Below are 18,237 nucleotides of genomic sequence, written 5' to 3'. Positions count from 1 at the left end.
CATGCGCCCCTGACGGCGCACACTAACTATGCTCGAACACTAACTATCTATGCTCGCACGTAGACATTGCTCGAACACTAGCTATGCTCAAACACTAATTATGCTGATGTACGGTATCAATGTTCTATTACGCCTTAAACGTCAACCACGGCCGCAGCCGCGCCACGGGTTGAATCAGTCCTGACTGTTCCTGAATATCAATCACAGGCGTAACCGGCTTATAGGCCGCTGGTGCCTCTTCCCGCAGGCGTTCATCCTTCAGCGTGATACATTGCCAGGGCAACGCATCTGTCGACTTCACCGTATCAACCTTATTACGCATACTTTGCCGACGCTCGGCACGCCCCGCGCCGTGTGAACACGACCACAGCCAATCGGGATTCCCCTTCCCCGTGACGAGATAAGAGTAGTCCCCCATCGAACCAGGAATCAGCGCGAACGCTCCGGCTTTGGCTGGGGTCGCGCCCTTGCGATGCAGGTTCATCCCATGTTCCGGCAGAATGATGTTATGCGACAGATCGACCACCAGCTTGCTGGTATCGCGCGTAAACACCTGTTTCCAGGACGAGCGAATCAGTTCCGTCAGCACGATCCGATTGATCCACGCATAGCGGGCGGCCACGCCCATGGCTTCCATATAGTCCGTCGCCTGCTCATCAACCAGACCAAACAGGCCGGACGCCGGGTATTTTTCTCCCGCTGGCCAGCAAGCGCGTGCTTTATCGATCCCACGTTGGCCGACATAAAAGCCGACATCCCGTGAACCGGTATGAATCATAATCACGACTTCGCCTTCCTGTACGCCAGCCTGATACGCCGCATGTCGGTCCAAAACAGCGTCAACAATTTGCAACTCAACGAAATGGTTACCCGACCCAACCGTACCCAAACTGGAAGGACGAAGAATCTCGCGCGGTGCAAAAAATGGCTCAGGCGCATGGCGACTGTGGGCGCGGACAGCCTCGGCTCCGGCAATCAAGGCAAGTTCTGTCGATAAACGCCGGAAGTCCACCTCCTGCCAGAGTCCCTGCAAGGGCAGTGCAGCCAGCCACGCCGAAAGCCCTTCGTCAAAGAGAGCAGAAAACGAATCTGGCGTTACGGGAACATCGCGCTGATCCAGCAGTAACGTGTTTTTGAGCGCCTGAATCAGCGCCGGTTTGTGCGCGTCAGCATCCGTATGCTGCACGCCCGTGGTCAGCAAACGCATACCGCAGTTGATATCCGTCCCAATCGCCGCAGGGATAACGAAATTCTCCGTGGTGGCGACAATGCTGCCGACGGGCGCAAGCGTACCGGGGTGGAAATCAGGCGTGGCACGAGCGGCACAGACGCGTGCATCGCTGCCCGGTAGGTGTACCGAGGCGAAATCCAGCAGTTGCTGAACCGCCTTTTCTTCCAGCGGCAAGGTTTCCGGCAACAGAACCTGCGCTTCTGCATGCTGCCTGCGAAGATGATAAATAGAATGTTGGTAATCAGTGTCTATCCCCAAACGGGATAAACGTTTTTGTAAGCGAGTAAATGTAGACATGGTGCTACCTGGAAAAAACAAAAAAGCGCTCCTCCCGTTTCGAGGAGAAGGTTGTTTTTCCTGCAGCAGCAGATTCAGGAAAGGATGTCGGGCTATTCTAGGTAGAACTGGCACGATTGTAAACCGTCACGACGTCGCGCTATCCTCGCATCCGCCACACTGTCGAACGTCGTCATTGCCTTCGCGGTATAGTAAACTGGCTACATTAGTCATCACTAAATTAGCCTGTCACGCAGGATGGTATGAACATGACGTTGAGCAATTCGGATCAGAAATTCATGCAGGACGGTGCGGCAAAAGCTGCGGCGCTGCTACGTGCGATTGGCAACGAAAACAGGCTGTTGGTGCTTTGCCTGCTTATCGAACACGGTGAAATGTCGGTGGGGGCGTTGCTTGAACATATCCCGCTCAGCCAGTCCGCTCTCTCACAACATCTGGCGAAAATGCGTGAGGAAGGGTTGATTAGCTATCGACGGGAATCTCAAACGCTGTACTACCGTATCGAAAATCAGGACGTGGAAAAAATCGTCGCCACCTTAAAAGGTATTTTCTGTCCCTAATAGCAGCGACACGAAACGGCATAGACTGAACCCCGCAATAAAAACGCCACAGGGTCTCCCGTAGCGTTTGCGATTAAGTATAACGGGTATAGAACTTAGAATGACGTCTTCACATTAACAAAGAAAGTCCGTCCCGGTTCGTTATAGGTTGCCGCACCGGCACCCGCAATAGTAACCACGTTATTGTTCACCACATCCTGCGCATTACCGGCACGGAACAGACGTTTATCAAACAGGTTCTCGACACCGCCCGTCACGCTCAGGTTCTTGTTAAACGTATAGGTACTGCTTAACCCGAACAGCGCATAAGGGCTTAACTCATTGGTTGCGCTCCCCGTTACGCGCTCACCTTTGTAGTTATATTTCTTCGGCTTCTGGCGACCATACCAGGTCACATCGGCCAGGAAGGAGAGATTTTCCGTCGCCTGCCAGTCCACCGAGGAATTCAGGGTAAATTCCGGCGTAATCGACAGATAATCGCCCGTGGTTTTATTTTTTGATTCCAGCATCCAGGTCAGGTTGTTACGCCAGTTGATGCTTTCCGTGACAGGAACGGTCAGGTTACCTTCCAGCCCCTGAATAACGGCTTTCGGTATATTGCCCCACTGGAAAATATTGGCATTAGCATATTGGGCATTGCTTCCGCCCACCGCTTTGCCGATGACATTGTTGCCCGATTCAATCTTGTTGCGGTAATCGTTATGGAAATAAGTGATACCTGCAATTAACCCATCACGGTGAAACTCCAGACCAATCTCTTTATTCAGGCTGGTTTCCGCTTTTAGGTCTTCATTACCGATCAGGTAGCAAGACGTACCGCCAGCACAGCCCTGCCCACGGCTATAGAGGATATAGTTCTCATTCGTCTGGTACAGGTTCGGTGCTTTATAAGCGCGGGCGATACCCAGCTTCAGCGTATAATCGTCACCCAACTCCTGCGACAAGTTAAGCGATGGGCTCCAGTTGGTGCCAGCCGTGCTGTGATGATCGACACGCAGCGCCGGCGTTAACATGGTGCTATCCGTCAGTTGGACGTTATCTTCCACGAAGGCAGAAACCAGACGAGCCGCGGATTTCTCACTACGACCGCTGCTGCTCAGCGATCCTACACTCCCCGCTTCGGTTGTCGTCTGCGTGTTCGACACCGGATCCGTCATCTTCTGCTCGTTCCACTCGACCCCGAACGTTAACACCTGATCGACCCAGAGATTCAGCGGAAGATTGACCTCGTTGTGCACGGTAAAATTATCCAGTTTGATGGTGCCGAATTGGTTCGGATTATTGGTATCAAAAATACCTTCTAAGCCGCCGGACAGCCCCTCAAGGATACGGGTATTGTGCGTACGTTCGTATTGCAGATACGACGTAGAGCTGACGCCGCTGTCCCAGTAGCCGCGATGCGTAACCGCAAAATTCTGGCGGTACATACGGTTGGTTTCCTTGCCATAATTACTAACAACCAGCGGGTTCGTGTTAGTGTTTTGCGAATCACCCGCATAGATATTGCCCTGACGGCTGGAACCTGCTTCGAATTCCAGCGACTGCTGCTGGGTCATATCCCAGCGCAGCAGCCCGTTGATATCTTTATTACGTACCCCTTCGCGCCCAGAAGGCAGTGAAGCTGACTGATTACCCGCACGTGCGGACTGATGCCCCTGGTTAATATCGCGCGCATCAGCTTGGGTTTTGTTCAGATTACCAAACAGACGGAAGCTCAGGTTGTCGGTCAGGCCGCCCATCAGGCTGAAATCGGTACGCTTGGTAGCGCCTTCCGAGCTATGCTCCGGCGCGTTCAGATAGGTATTCCAGGTACCGTGCCATTCCTGACTTGGCTGCTTAGTGATGATATTGACTACGCCGCCTGCGGCACCGTTGCCATAGCGTGCCGCCGCCGGACCACGCAGCACTTCAATACGCTCGACCATATCGGCAGGCACCCAGTTGGTGTCACCGCGAGTATCACGCTCGCCGCGCCAGCCGTAACGCACGGCCGTACGGCTCGACACGGGCTTGCCATCCACCAAAATCAAGGTGTTTTCCGGCCCCATACCGCGGATATCGATCTGGCGGTTGTTACCGCGCTGGCCGCTGGTTGAGTTACCGGACAGATTGACGCCCGGCATGGTACGAATCAGATCCGACAGATCGTTAGCGGGCGGACGTTTGCTGATATCCTCAGACGTAATCACCGACACGCCCGGCGCCTGACGGGTTTGCTCTGCGGCCGTTACCACCATCGTGTCGCACGATGTTTTCGTTTCGGCCTGATTCTGCACCTGAGGAGCAGGTTCTGTTGAAGACGTGGTCGAGGTCTGCGCAGCGCTCAGAAACGATGTCATCCCGCAGCTAACGCCAATGAGCGTCGCCAGATAACAACGCGATTGTGGTAGTTTCATCAAAATTATCCTGCCCTGTAAGAAATGAGGCCTCGCCATGTGACGTCCTCAACGAAAAAATGCTATTGAGAAGTATTTGCATTACCATTTTGGCGCGGTCATTGTTACATTTGTCATTCAGGACGGGGTTTGCTCTAGCAGCAAAATGTTTTGCCAAAGCATCAAAATGGAAGGCGCAGGTCGAAGGGTTTAATCAGGTAGGTCATCACGTGCGCAGCTTCACGCAGTCATCAAAGCCGATCTATAAAGATCACATCGTTCAGCAATCCAGTCTGGTGGCGAATAATTACCGTTTCATCGGTCCACGGTTGATCGATAACACACCCGTGCTCTTTGGGTCATTCACCGTAGTGCAGCTTAATCCGCATCTGATCCTGCATACCGCAGATGTGATTAATCGCCACAATATGAAAACCCAAAACCTGCTGGATGACGCAATCAAACTCGCCATCGTGGTGAGCGGCAATGCGCATATCTCATTTGGCCATCAGGAGTTACATCTGGGAGAGAACCAGCCGGCCTCGCTGATTGCGCTGACGGAGCCGACGATGTTTACCCGCATCGGCAAGTGTGATGAATATGAGCGAACGATTACGTTGACGTTCGACAGGGAATGGCTGTACGGCAATATGATGGATACTGTGGGTGACTGGCAGGCCATCCACGATTTCACACAGACTCATCTGGCAACGCATCTATGGACGCCGTCCCGACAAGCACTGGCGATTGCCTTACAAACGCTGGACGCTGAACCTTGTCAAACGCCCCTCCAGCGCCTGTATCTGGAAATGCAGTGTATGAGCCTGATTATCGAGGCGTTTACCTCATTAACCGCCAGCGTCGCGCAGGAAAAAAGCAACGGCGTCACCCTGCGCGGCTACCATCGCATTCAACAGGTCAGAGAGATGCTGGAAAGCGGCAGCGCCGATCAGCTTTCGATGAGTGAGATAGCCAAAAGCGTCAACATGAGTGAAAGCACGCTACAGCGCCATTTTCGTCAGACGTTCAATATGAGCGTATTTGAGTACCTGCGTAACTGCCGCTTACAGCGCGCCATGCTGGCCTTGCAAAAAGACGGCATCGGTATTGCGCAGGCGGCCAGCATCGCCGGTTATAACAGCCCCGCCAACTTTGCCACCGCGCTACGCCGTGCATTCGGTATCACGCCGAGGCAGCTAAAAGACCGCTTCTGATCTTCAATCACTAATAACCAAATGGAATTTGTTATTTCATTTGGTTATTAATAGCTATTCAACAAGGCGCAGTAAATTACTATTTTTCTGCCAGCACACATAACGACCCATGACCAATCAGACTGATATCACCGCAGCGCTTGCCCACCACATCATCCATAGCGAACCCAATCGGGAAGCAATAGAGGCCGCCCGTGACGGGGTGACTGACTTCATCTCTACTGCGCTCCCGATCGCACAAGGGGCGATTGCCGATAGCGGGCTCGTGCCATTAAAGCAGGTGTTCAGCGGCACGGACAGCCTGACGCGTAGTTTGATCCTGGGCTATTCCGGCCACGTACTCGACTTTGACGATTATCATCCGGCGTTTCGTGGACACCCCAGTACCGTTATTCTGCCCGCACTGTTTGCCCTTGCTGCAGAGGATTCCTCCGTAACGGAAGAAACGTTTTTGACGGCATACGTGATTGGCGTGGAGGCGGCAGGCAGAATCGGGCTGGCATGTGGACCACGCCATTACAGCCTCGGCTACCACAACACGGCGACGCTCGGAGCTATCGCCGCTGCCGCTGCCGCGGCACGTTTGGCTGGCGCGTCGGTGAAACAGACGCAGACCATTCTTGGTCTGGCTGCCACACAGGCCGCAGGGCTGAGGGCGCAGTTTGGTTCAGCGGTCAAACCGCTGCATGCTGGGCTTTCCGCCAGAGCGGGGCTAACCGCCCTCAAGCTGGGCTTAGCGGGCTTTGAGGGCAACACGCAACAGGTCATTGACGCCTTTCTTGCGGCGCACGGCGATCAACAACATCAACCGGAACTACTGGTTGAAAACTGGGGTGCGCCATGGCGCATGTTGTCTCCCGGTCTGGAATTCAAGCGCTATCCAACCTGTGGCGGCACCCACAGCGCGGCCGAAGCCGCGTTTGCCCTGCGGGAACAGTGGCATAAACATAATGGTGCGGATGCCGATCTGGCCGATGCCATCGAACATATCACGGTGACGTTCCCACCGGGTGGCGATGTGGCACCGTTTATCCGTAACGCGACAAACGGTGTAGAAGCGCGCTTCAGTCTGGAGTATGTGATTGCTGCGGCGCTAATTGAAGGGGAATTGAAGCTGGCGCATTTTTCGGAAGCACCGGTTGAAACCACAATCTCCGCGCTGGCAAATCGCGTCATACGCCGTGCTGATGAAACTGCTCCGCCCGATGAGCTTGACCCAGAAGCACGTTTTCATGAAGTTACGCTGCACCTGCGTAACGGCAGCACGTTAATCCAGCGCACCACACGTCAGGAAACCTCGGCGCGTCCTACCGATCTGCATGCCAAACTGCGGCAAACGATCGGTTCGTTGACGCACCTCGACAGCAACCAGATCGCCGATCGCTGCGCATTACGGCAGGAAGGCGATCTACGCTATTTAATGGGGCTGCTGTTTTAGCAATATGCTGATTTTAATAAGGTGTAAGCTTTAACAAGGTACTCGTTTAACGGGATGTTGGCTTTAGCCATTGATCCAGAAAGCGAAACACCTCTTCCTGCTGTTCCTGATAGAACACATGCCCCAGTTCAGGCCATATTTTGGTTTGCAGGTTGTTGTCCGCCCCTTGAGATTGCCACACCTTGTGCATTTTCTCGTAGGCATCTTCAACGGACTGCGTCGGGAATAGCTTGTCTTTGCCACCGTTAAATAACAGCATCGGTTTTGGGGCGGCAACGCTCGCCACATCGGGGAAATCAAAGCGTGTCGGTTGCCCCGGATGCAACATATAGAATGCCGACTGCCCTCTCAGCACATTGTTACCCGGCGTCATCAGACCGTCGTATGTGCCAATCCAGGAGACTGCCGCTGTCGCCGCGACTTTGTCAGACAGCGCGGCGAGCTGCCAGGCACGATAGGCCCCCATAGAGAACCCCACGACGCCAATACGTTGCTTATCAACCTGTTCAAGTGATGCCAGAAAGTCCGTTGCCCGCATGTCTTCGTAGGCCATCAGACCCGCGAGCGAGCGCCCCAGATTAAAGAAGTTACTCGCCAGTGCCTGTTGCTGCTCATATTTAATCGGCCCGCGCGATCCCCAACCGAGTGCATCCACTGCCAGCACCACATAGCCCCGTTTCGCCAGTTCATCCCCAACAAAGCGCCCAGTGAAAAACTTATCGGCCCATGCCTGTGCAGAATCAAGCTGTGCGTCATTGCCCCACGGCTTAATCATCTTCTCTTTGCCGATATCAAACTTCGCGCCGTGATCGTGCAGCAGGATGACCGCGGGATGCGGCCCCGCGCTTTTTGGCGTCAGGAGCAACGCGTCTACACGACTTTCATCGGTCAGGTTGAAGGCAATTTTCTCCGCCATGTAGCTGCCGCGATCTTGTTTTTCTATCGCTTGTGGCGCGAAGTCTTTGGTGGAATCCGGCGTCAGCAGTAGCGCACGCAGCGTTTTTCTCGACTGGGATTGCCACTGGCTAAAATCCGTAAAATTCCCAGATAGCCAGGAATCCGAGTAGGTCATCTGCTGTTTAAGCTGCGGATAAAATGAAGGCAGACCTTCATCCGTTACCGCCTGATCCGTCGCGGGTTGAATCGTAGGGTTCATGTCGTTCGCCATCAGTGGAGGGCTGGCCAGCAAAGCCGCCAGTAGCCAGACCGAGGTGCGTAAGATATTCAGATTCATCATAACCTCAAAAACAGAACATCGTTTCTTTTTTGAGGTTTGATTGTAATTGACGCGGCTAAAAATAAACGGACGGAGGGCGTATTATGCGAAGCGACTGGCAAAAAATCTCCTCTGGGTATTTTACCGTCACGCCATAGGGAAACCGTGTCTTCTGGCAGACCAAACGACAACGAACGCAATCAGTAACAGTGCCAACAGCACTGGGAAGAACGCGGCAACGCCGACGTGCTCCAGCAGAACACCGCCGAGGATCCCGCCCCCCGCAATAGCCATGTTCCAGGCCGTGACCAACATCGATTGCGCCACATCGGCGCCCTCCGCAGCCGTTCTGACAATTGCCGTCTGGAATAACGTCGCTGCGCCGCCAAAGGCAAGTCCCCAGATAGCCACAGCCGCATAGACCACGGCCAGTGCATCGCCAGCCACGCCAAGCGCCAATACGGACAGGCAGAACAATGCCGAGCACGCAAGCGTCAAGACGCGTAAATAGCGGTCAATCAGCACACCAATAATCCAGATGCCCAGCAGAGAGGTGACGCCAAATACCAGCAGCACCAGGCCGGTCTGTGCAACCATGTCCACCGCCGCGAGAAACGATGCAATATAGGTGTAGAGAATGTTATGCGCCAACACAAAAGCCAGCACTGCACATAACACGGATCGTACGCCAGCCATCGTGAATACGCGCCGCAGTGATAATCTCTGGCCTGCGGCTTGCCCCGCGAAATCTGGCACCTGAATACGCACCCACAGCATGAGTATTACTGCCAAACCGCTCATCATACCGAAGCACATGCGCCAGCCGATCACGTTGCCAAGAAAGGTTCCAGCGGGCACACCGAGCGACAAGGCTAATGGCGTGCCAACCATCGCTATTGCAATCGCGCGCCCTTTCTGGTGCTCCGGCACCATTCGCGCCGCGTAGCCCGCCAGTAGCGCCCACAGCAACCCAGCTGAAACACCTGCCAGAAAACGCGCCGCCATCGTCAGCAGATAACTGCTGGACAACGCCGTAACCGTATTGGCGACAGCGAAACCGGCGATGGCTGCCAGCAGCAGCAGGCGGCGAGGTACACCTTGCGTCGCCGCGGTCAACGGGATCGCAGCGACCAGAGAACCGATAGCGTAGATAGTGACGGTTTGTCCGACCCAGGCTTCGGACACCGACAGTCCCTGCGCCATCTGCGGCAGCAGGCCTGCTGGCAGCGCTTCAGTCAGGATAGTGATGAAAGCTGCCGTAGCCAGTGCCAACAATGAGGCAACGGGCAGTCTGTCATGGTGTGTCACCGTCATTGAAGCCGTCATCGTGCTGCCTCCAGTTCGCCATACACGGCATCGCGCAGATCGGTGACAAAACGCCCCGACATCCCCTCGTACATCGTGTTGGTGAAAGCCACCACGCTCAAACCTTGTTGTCGATCGACAAACCATGAATGACCGTAGGCTCCCCCCCAACGCCAGGTGCCTGATGATTCCGGCGACTCGGCTAACTGCGGATCGCGCAAGACCGAGAAACCGAGGCCAAAACCGCAGCCCGGTGCATTGGGCAGCTCCAGCCCTTGTGTTTGATCGCGCCCCATCTCCTCGATCAACGCGTCAGGCAGCAGCACGCCTTCCCCTTTACGCAGAGCTTCCAACAGACGCAGCAGATCCCTGGCCGTCCCTGCCATACCTGCACCACCTGACGGAAAAGCCTGAGAGTCAAAGATACGGGCAGGGCTGTACTCGATGCCAATTGCCCCTTCAAAGGGAGACACCGTTTCGCCTTCGGCCAGACGATGCGGCTGCGGGGTGTCATTCACGTAAGCGGTAGTCAGGCGCGATGGGTCACGTACAATAAAACCGGTATCGTGCATACCCAGCGGGTCGGTCACCAGTTGGCGAACCGCCTCGTCCAATGACGTACCGTGAATGCGTTCGATCAAAGCCCCCAATACATCCGTTGCCAGCGAATAACCCCAGGCCGTGCCCGGCGCGTATTGCAGTGGAACACTGGCGATGCGGTGCAGGTTCTCATTCAGACTGATGCCGGAGGCATCCATACCATCGGAGACCCCCGCCTGTGCGTACGGGCCGTCCGCATGGGGCTCGAAAAAGCGGTAGCCCAAACCCGCGCTGTGGCTGAGTAACTGCCGCACGGTAATGCGCGCTGAGCTGCCGTCTAGCAGTCGGGTCTGGAACGTCGGTATCCAGCGAGTGATATCCCCATCCAGATCGAGCCGACCTTGCGCCACCAGCACCAGCGCCGCCACGGACACTATGGGCTTGCTGACAGAAGCCAATCGGAAGATGGCGTCCAGCGCCATAGGACGGGCGTTTTCCCGGTCAGCCCATCCTGCAGCCTGCTGATGAATCAATTCTCCGTTGCGCACAACCAGCACAACAGCACCGACCAAACGCCGTTCGTCCAACGCCTGTTGAACGACGGCCTGAATTCGGGCAGAGAAAGGAGCTGTTGAAGCATGGGTATCCAGAGCCAATACGGGAGTTATCACGGCGTGTTCCTTTTATCAATGAGCGTTCCCGTTACGATAGAAAATCAGCAATTAAAGAAAAAGTAGGCTACTGTTCCTTAATATAAGGAATAAATTGTCCGCAATAGAGAGGATATATGGACAGCCTGAATGGCTTAGCGGTATTTGTGCAGGTGGCCGAAACACGTAGTTTTATTGCCGCTGGCCGACTACTGGGCGTTTCCGCGTCTGCGGTTGGCAAAAGCGTCGCACGGCTTGAAGAAAAGCTAGGCGTGAGGCTGTTTCACCGCAGTACGCGCAGCATCACATTGACCGCCGAAGGCTCACTGTTTCTGACACGTAGCCGACGAATTCTGGCTGAGATCGAAGCCGCAGAACTGGAGCTGTCACAGACCAAAGCCGTACCGCGCGGACGCCTGCGAGTAAGCCTGCCGCTGGTCAGTTCACTGGTGCTCCCCGTACTCGGTGAGTTCATGCGCGAGTATCCCGAGATAGAGTTGGATCTGGACTTCACCGACCGCATGGTGGACGTCATTGAGGAAGGTTTCGATGCCGTCGTACGGACAGGTGACCCCGTGGATTCACGCCTCACCGCGCGGAAATTGGGCACTTTTCGTTTTCTGGTGGTTGCCGCGCCGGACTACCTTATTCAGCACGGCACGCCTCAGAAACCTACCGATTTGATGCAGCATGCCTGTCTGCATTATCGCTTTCCCAATAGCGGCAAATTGGAGCCGTGGGCGCTGCGGCTTCCCCCCAGCGAACCCGAGTTGCCATTGCCTACCTCAATGATCTGCAACAATATCGAAACGCGCGTTTGTTTTGCACTACAAGGACTTGGAATCGCTTACCTGCCAGATTTCTCTATCCGTGCACAGCTGGCAGAAGGGCAACTACAGCCGATTCTGACCGATTACGTGGAACGCAACGGCATCTTCCATGTGCTATGGCCAGCCAGCAAACACCCATCACCAAAAGTACGAGCATTCGTGGATTTCCTTTGCGCGCGGGTATTTCCCGCCTCTGATACGTAAAAAAATCCGGCACCTGTAAAAGGTGCCGGATTAAATTCACGCTAGTCGAACCTGAGAGAACTTACTTCTTCTTCGCTTTCGGGTTCGGCAGGTCAGTGATGCTGCCTTCAAAGATTTCAGCGGCCAGACCAACAGATTCATGCAGCGTTGGGTGCGCATGGATGGTCAGTGCGATATCTTCCGCATCACAGCCCATTTCGATCGCCAGACCGATTTCACCTAACAGTTCACCACCGTTAGTCCCGACAATCGCACCACCAATAACACGGTGAGTTTCTTTGTCGAAAATCAGTTTGGTCATACCGTCAGCGCAGTCAGACGCGATAGCACGGCCAGACGCTGCCCATGGGAAGGTCGCGGTTTCGTAGCTAATGCCTTTCTCTTTCGCTTCTTTCTCGGTCAGACCCACCCATGCCACTTCCGGTTCGGTATAGGCAATGGAAGGAATCACTTTCGGATCGAAGTAGTGTTTCTTACCGGAGATGACTTCGGCAGCAACGTGGCCTTCATGCACGCCTTTGTGCGCCAGCATCGGTTGACCGACGATGTCGCCGATAGCGTAGATGTGTGGCACGTTGGTGCGCATTTGTTTATCAACGTGGATGAAACCGCGATCGTCAACTTCCACGCCCGCTTTGCCCGCATCCAGGTTTTTGCCGTTCGGTACGCGACCAATAGCCACCAGAACCGCATCGTAACGCTGTGGTTCGGCAGGCGCTTTTTTGCCTTCCATCGTCACATAGATGCCGTCTTCTTTAGCTTCTACTGCCGTCACTTTGGTTTCCAGCATCAGATTGAACTGCTTGCTGATACGCTTGGTGAAGACTTTGATGATGTCTTTGTCAGCTGCCGGAATCACCTGATCGAACATTTCAACGACATCGATCTGTGAACCCAGAGCGTGGTAAACGGTACCCATTTCCAGACCGATGATACCGCCGCCCATAACCAGCAGACGTCCAGGGACGCTTTTCAGCTCCAGCGCATCGGTAGAATCCCATACGCGCGGGTCATCATGAGGAATGAAAGGCAGTTGGATCGGACGTGAACCCGCAGCGATAATCGCGTTATCGAAGTTGATCGTCGTTTTGCCGTTTTCGCCGTCAACTTCCAGCGTGTTGGCGCCCGTGAATTTGCCCAGACCGTTAACCACTTTCACTTTACGGCCCTTCGCCATGCCAGCCAGACCACCGGTCAGTTGGGTGATGACTTTTTCTTTCCAGAGACGGATTTTATCAATGTCGGTTTTAGGTTCACCAAACACGATACCGTGTTCTGCCAGTGCTTTGGCTTCTTCAATGACTTTAGCGACGTGTAGCAGGGCTTTGGAAGGGATACAACCCACATTCAGACACACCCCACCCAGCGTGGAGTAGCGCTCTACCAGTACGGTTTCCAGACCCAAATCCGCCGCGCGGAATGCAGCAGAGTAACCCGCGGGGCCGGCACCAAGTACCACTACCTGAGCTTTAATTTCAGTACTCATCATGACCTCTTAATTGATTTCCGGCGGGTCTGTGACGTCACACCCGTCATCATTCTGATTGAGGGTGTATTTTTAATAACGCCCTCTTCCACCGGGACGTGTCTTTGCCGCAGTAGTTTACAAAATCGTTAACAATTTTGAAACAACAAGCGACTAACGATTTGTCCTTAATCACTGATCGCTGTAACAAATAACAGCTTATCAGAAAAAAGCCGGCCGTCAGGCCGGCTTTTCGATTACATCACCAGACGGCGGATGTCAGACAACATGTTGTTAATGATGGTAATGAAGCGCGCACCATCAGCACCGTCAATGACACGGTGGTCGAAGGACAGAGAGATCGGCATCATCAGACGCGGAACAAACTCTTTACCGTTCCAGACCGGCTCCATCGCGGACTTAGACACACCCAAAATAGCCACTTCTGGTGCGTTGACGATCGGCGCGAAGTGGGTCGTACCCAAGCCACCAATGCTGGAAATGGTGAAGCAACCGCCCTGCATTTCGCCAGCCGTCAGCTTACCGTCACGGGCTTTCTTGGAGATGACAGTCAATTCACGAGACAGCTCAGTGATGCTCTTCTTGTTCACGTCTTTAAAGACCGGAACCACCAGACCGTTCGGGGTATCAACCGCAACACCGATGTTGATGTATTTCTTCAGCGTCAGACGTTGCGCATCTTCAGACAGAGAACTGTTGAAGCGTGGCATCTGCTCAAGCGCAGCGGCAACGGCTTTCATGATGAAGACAACTGGGGTGAATTTCACATCCAGTTTGCGCTTCTCAGCTTCGGCGTTCTGCTGTTTACGGAACGCTTCCAGATCGGTGATGTCAGTTTTGTCGAAGTGCGTAACGTGCGGGATCATCACCCAGTTACGGCTCAGGTTAGCACCAGAGATTTTCTGGATACGGCCCAGTTCTACTTCTTCCACTTCACCAAACTTGCTGAAGTCGACTTTCGGCCATGGCAGCATGCCTGGCAGACCGCCGCCAGCGGCAGCAGCTGGCGCAGACTCAGCGCGTTTCACGGCATCTTTCACGTAAGCCTGAACGTCTTCGCGCAGGATACGGCCTTTACGACCAGAACCCTTCACTTTCGCCAGATTCACGCCGAATTCACGTGCCAGACGACGGATAACCGGCGTTGCGTGAATGTAAGCGTCGTTCTCTGCGAATTCGCTCTTGCCTTCCGCTTTTGCAGCCGGTGCTGGCGCAGCAGATTTTGCCGCCGGAGCCGGTGCAGCCGCTGCCTCTTGCTTGGCAGCCGGGGCCGCAGCAGGCGCAGCGCCTTCTACTTCGAAGACCATGATCAGTGAACCGGTTTTCACTTTATCGCCGGTGCTGATTTTGATTTCTTTAACCGTACCCGCGAACGGCGCAGGGACTTCCATCGAAGCCTTGTCACCTTCAACGGTGATCAGTGATTGCTCAGCCGCGATTTTATCGCCAACTTTAACCATCACTTCAGTCACTTCGACTTCGTCACCGCCGATATCCGGTACGTTGACTTCTTTCGCCGCAGAGGCCGCTGGCGCAGCTGCTGCTGGAGCCGCGGCTTGTGCCGGAGCAGCAGCAGGTGCAGCACCCGCCACTTCGAATACCATGATCAGAGAACCGGTAGACACTTTATCGCCAGTGCTGATCTTGATCTCTTTAACCGTACCCGCGAAAGGTGCCGGAACTTCCATAGACGCTTTGTCGCCTTCTACGGTAATCAGAGACTGTTCAGCCGCAACGGTGTCGCCCACTTTAACCAGCACTTCGGTCACTTCGACTTCGTCACCGCCGATATCTGGTACGTTGACGTCTTTCGCAGCCGCTGCCGCAGGTGCAGCAGCCGGCGCTGCTTCTTTCTTCTCTTCTGCCTTAGCAGGTGCAGCGTCAGCTGCACCGTCGGCGGAATCGAAAATCATGATCAGTTTGCCAGTTTCAACTTTGTCACCCACAGAGACTTTAATCTCTTTAATGACACCAGCCTGCGGAGAAGGGACTTCCATAGAAGCCTTATCACCTTCAACCGTGATCAGCGACTGTTCAGCTTCAACTTTGTCGCCAACCTTCACCAGCACTTCGGTGACTTCAACTTCATCTGCACCGATATCCGGTACGTTGATTTCGATAGCCATGTAATCTTTACCTCTTATGCCAGACGCGGGTTAACTTTATCTGCATCGATGTTGAATTTAGTGATGGCATCAGCAACCACTTTCTTATCGATTTCACCGCGTTTAGCCAGTTCACCCAGAGCCGCAACCACGACGTAAGACGCATCCACTTCAAAGTGGTGACGCAGGTTCTCACGGCTGTCAGAACGACCGAAACCGTCAGTACCCAATACGCGGTAATCGCTAGCTGGGACGAAGTTACGAATTTGTTCAGCAAACAGCTTCATGTAGTCAGTCGATGCCACCGCTGGCGCATCGCTCAGTACCTGAGCCACGTAAGGGACGCGTGGCGTTTCGGTTGGATGCAGCATGTTCCAACGCTCACAATCCTGGCCTTCACGAGCCAGTTCAGTGAAGGAGGTTACGCTGAATACATCAGAACCCACACCGTAGTCTTTCGCCAGAATCTGAGCCGCTTCACGTACGTGACGCAGGATAGAACCGGAGCCCAGCAGTTGCACTTTACCTTTGCTACCTTCAACCGTTTCCAGCTTGTAGATACCCTTACGGATACCTTCTTCCGCACCCTGCGGCATCGCAGGCATGTGGTAGTTTTCGTTCAGCGTGGTGATGTAGTAGTAAATGTTTTCCTGCGCGTCACCGTACATGCGGTGCAGACCGTCATGCATGATGACCGCGACTTCATAGGCGAATGCTGGATCGTAGGAGATACAGTTCGGGATGGTCAGCGATTGGATATGGCTGTGGCCATCTTCGTGTTGCAGACCTTCGCCGTTCAGCGTCGTACGACCGGAAGTACCACCGATCAGGAAGCCACGCGCCTGTTGGTCACCCGCGGCCCAGCACAGGTCGCCGATACGTTGGAAACCGAACATGGAGTAGTAGATGTAGAACGGGATCATTGGCAGGTTGTTGGTGCTGTAAGACGTTGCCGCCGCCAGCCAGGAAGAACCAGCGCCCAGCTCGTTGATACCTTCCTGCAGAATCTGACCTTTCTGGTCTTCTTTGTAGTAAGCAACCTGCTCACGGTCCTGCGGGGTGTACTGCTGGCCTTTCGGGCTATAAATACCGATCTGGCGGAACAGGCCTTCCATACCGAAGGTACGCGCTTCGTCAGCGATGATTGGAACCAGACGATCTTTGATAGATTGGTTCTTCAGCATCACGTTCAGGGCACGAACAAACGCGATAGTGGTAGAGATTTCTTTGTTCTGCTCTTCCAGCAGGGTGCTGAAATCTTCCAGCGTTGGCAGATCCAGTTTCTCATCAAAGTTTGGCTGACGAGACGGCAGGTAGCCACCCAATGCCTGACGACGCTCGTGCAGGTATTTGTATTCTTCAGACTCTTTATCGAAAGTGATGTATGGCAGTTTTTCGATATCGGCATCAGACACTGGCACGTTGAAACGGTCACGGAAGTAACGCACGCCATCCATGTTAACTTTCTTAACCTGGTGAGCGATGTTCTTACCTTCAGCCGCGTCGCCCATACCGTAACCTTTAATGGTATGCGCCAGAATAACGGTTGGTTTGCCTTTGGTGTCCTGCGCTTTTTTCAGTGCAGCGTAGACTTTCTTCGGATCGTGACCACCACGGTTCAGTGACCAAATCTGATCGTCGGTCCAGTCTTTAACCAGTTCTGCCGTCTCCGGGTATTTACCGAAGAAGTGCTCACGCACATAGGCACCGTTTTTAGATTTGAAGGTCTGGTAGTCACCGTCGACGGTTTCTTCCATCAGTTGGATCAGTTTACCGCTGGTGTCTTTACGCAGCAGTTCGTCCCAACGGTCGCCCCACATGACTTTGATCACATCCCAGCCAGCGCCGCTGAAGATACCTTCCAGCTCGTTGATGATCTTACCATTACCGGTAACTGGGCCATCCAGACGTTGCAGGTTACAGTTGATGACGAACACCAGATTGTCCAGTTTTTCACGGGTCGCGATAGTGATCGCACCCTTGGATTCTGGTTCATCCATTTCACCGTCGCCCAGGAAGGCATAAACGGTTTGCTTAGAGGTATCTTTCAGACCACGGTTTTCCAGATACTTCAGGAATTTAGCCTGGTAGATAGCACCGATCGGGCCCAGACCCATAGAGACGGTCGGGAACTGCCAGAAATCTGGCATCAGTTTCGGGTGCGGATAAGAAGACAGACCGTTACCGTGAACTTCCTGACGGAAGTTGTTCATCTGATCTTCGGTCAGACGGCCTTCAAGGAAGGCACGAGCGTAAACGCCCGGAGAAATGTGGCCCTGGAAGTAGACCAGGTCGCCGCCGTCCTGCGCAGTGCGAGCACGGAAGAAGTGGTTAAAGCACACTTCATAGAAAGTGGCGGAAGACTGGAAAGAAGCCATGTGGCCACCCAGATCCAGATCTTTTTTCGAAGCACGCAGTACCGTCATGATCGCGTTCCAGCGGATTGCTGAGCGAATACGACGTTCCAGATCCAGATTACCAGGGTACTCCGGCTCGTCTTCCACTGCGATGGTGTTGATGTATTGACGTGCAGCCGTACCAGCAGCAACGCTGACACCGCCTTTACGTGCTTCACTCAGAACCTGATCAATCAGGAACTGGGCGCGTTCAACACCCTCTTCACGGATGACCGATTCGATCGCCTGCAGCCAGTCGCGGGTTTCGATCGGATCCACGTCATTATTTAAACGATCTGACATGGTTATTCCTTATCTTCTCTAATAAGTTGGTTTGTTGGAGCCTGTCTTCCTGCATTCTGGCTTAGATTTGGCCATAAGCAAAACGCA

12 protein-coding genes are annotated in these 18,237 nt (G+C 54.0%); 4 read left to right on the top strand and 8 right to left on the bottom strand.

Annotated features, from left to right (window positions below; translation table 11 throughout):
• Nucleotides 1–127: 127 nt before the first annotated feature.
• Nucleotides 128–1,528 (bottom strand): RtcB family protein, encoded by a 1,401-nt coding sequence (locus tag H0247_RS05110; protein ID WP_180741565.1) that lies wholly within the window; start codon nucleotides 1,526–1,528, stop codon nucleotides 128–130.
• A gap of 248 nt (nucleotides 1,529–1,776) precedes the next feature.
• Between H0247_RS05110 and H0247_RS05105 the strand changes: the two genes are divergently transcribed.
• Nucleotides 1,777–2,088 carry a helix-turn-helix transcriptional regulator gene (locus H0247_RS05105; RefSeq protein ID WP_180741564.1) on the top strand — a complete coding sequence of 104 codons (312 nt, stop codon included), beginning with the start codon at nucleotides 1,777–1,779 and terminating at the stop codon, nucleotides 2,086–2,088.
• Nucleotides 2,089–2,183: 95 nt separating this feature from the next.
• Here the strand turns inward: H0247_RS05105 and H0247_RS05100 are convergent, their stop codons facing one another.
• Nucleotides 2,184–4,484 (bottom strand): TonB-dependent siderophore receptor, encoded by a 2,301-nt coding sequence (locus tag H0247_RS05100; protein ID WP_180741563.1) that lies wholly within the window; start codon nucleotides 4,482–4,484, stop codon nucleotides 2,184–2,186.
• Nucleotides 4,485–4,693: 209 nt separating this feature from the next.
• On the opposite strand from H0247_RS05100, the gene H0247_RS05095 reads away from it, so the two are divergent.
• Both H0247_RS05095 and H0247_RS05090 read left to right on the top strand, forming a co-directional pair.
• Nucleotides 4,694–5,677 carry an AraC family transcriptional regulator gene (locus tag H0247_RS05095; protein ID WP_180741562.1) on the top strand — a complete coding sequence of 328 codons (984 nt, stop codon included), beginning with the start codon at nucleotides 4,694–4,696 and terminating at the stop codon, nucleotides 5,675–5,677.
• Between the two features lie 109 nt (nucleotides 5,678–5,786).
• The gene (locus tag H0247_RS05090) at nucleotides 5,787–7,115 is read left to right on the top strand and encodes an MmgE/PrpD family protein (RefSeq protein ID WP_180741561.1); all 1,329 of its coding nucleotides are present in this window, start codon (nucleotides 5,787–5,789) and stop codon (nucleotides 7,113–7,115) included.
• Nucleotides 7,116–7,161: 46 nt separating this feature from the next.
• Here H0247_RS05090 and H0247_RS05085 read toward each other — a convergent pair whose 3' ends face one another.
• From H0247_RS05085 to H0247_RS05075, 3 genes are all read right to left on the bottom strand, one after another.
• Nucleotides 7,162–8,349 carry a dienelactone hydrolase family protein gene (locus H0247_RS05085; RefSeq protein WP_180741720.1) on the bottom strand — a complete coding sequence of 396 codons (1,188 nt, stop codon included), beginning with the start codon at nucleotides 8,347–8,349 and terminating at the stop codon, nucleotides 7,162–7,164.
• Between the two features lie 129 nt (nucleotides 8,350–8,478).
• Nucleotides 8,479–9,657, bottom strand: coding sequence for an MFS transporter (locus H0247_RS05080; protein WP_180741560.1), 1,179 nt, complete (start codon nucleotides 9,655–9,657; stop codon nucleotides 8,479–8,481).
• A complete protein-coding gene (locus tag H0247_RS05075; RefSeq protein ID WP_180741559.1) occupies nucleotides 9,654–10,847 on the bottom strand; it encodes a serine hydrolase domain-containing protein in 1,194 nt (397 codons plus the stop codon). Before H0247_RS05075 ends, H0247_RS05080 begins: the two co-directional genes overlap by 4 nt.
• Before the next feature lie 116 nt (nucleotides 10,848–10,963).
• Here H0247_RS05075 and H0247_RS05070 point away from each other — a divergent pair, with 116 nt between their 5' ends.
• Complete coding sequence (locus tag H0247_RS05070) at nucleotides 10,964–11,860, top strand: LysR family transcriptional regulator (protein WP_180741558.1); 897 nt, start codon at nucleotides 10,964–10,966, stop codon at nucleotides 11,858–11,860.
• A gap of 61 nt (nucleotides 11,861–11,921) precedes the next feature.
• On the opposite strand, the gene lpdA is transcribed toward H0247_RS05070, so the two are convergent.
• From lpdA to aceE, 3 genes are all read right to left on the bottom strand, one after another.
• A complete protein-coding gene (gene lpdA, locus H0247_RS05065; RefSeq protein WP_039278363.1) occupies nucleotides 11,922–13,346 on the bottom strand; it encodes a dihydrolipoyl dehydrogenase in 1,425 nt (474 codons plus the stop codon).
• A 236-nt stretch (nucleotides 13,347–13,582) separates the two neighbouring features.
• Nucleotides 13,583–15,472 (bottom strand): pyruvate dehydrogenase complex dihydrolipoyllysine-residue acetyltransferase, encoded by a 1,890-nt coding sequence (gene aceF / locus H0247_RS05060; RefSeq protein WP_180741557.1) that lies wholly within the window; start codon nucleotides 15,470–15,472, stop codon nucleotides 13,583–13,585.
• Between the two features lie 14 nt (nucleotides 15,473–15,486).
• On the bottom strand, nucleotides 15,487–18,150 hold the full coding sequence (gene aceE, locus H0247_RS05055) for a pyruvate dehydrogenase (acetyl-transferring), homodimeric type (RefSeq protein WP_180741556.1): 2,664 nt from the start codon (nucleotides 18,148–18,150) through the stop codon (nucleotides 15,487–15,489).
• Nucleotides 18,151–18,237 lie beyond the last annotated feature (87 nt).

Origin of the sequence: Pectobacterium sp. CFBP8739, assembly GCF_013449375.1 — a bacterium.
GTDB lineage: Bacteria > Pseudomonadota > Gammaproteobacteria > Enterobacterales > Enterobacteriaceae > Pectobacterium.
Note: the sequence above shows the minus strand (reverse complement) of the source record. Positions and strands in the feature narration are given on the sequence as shown.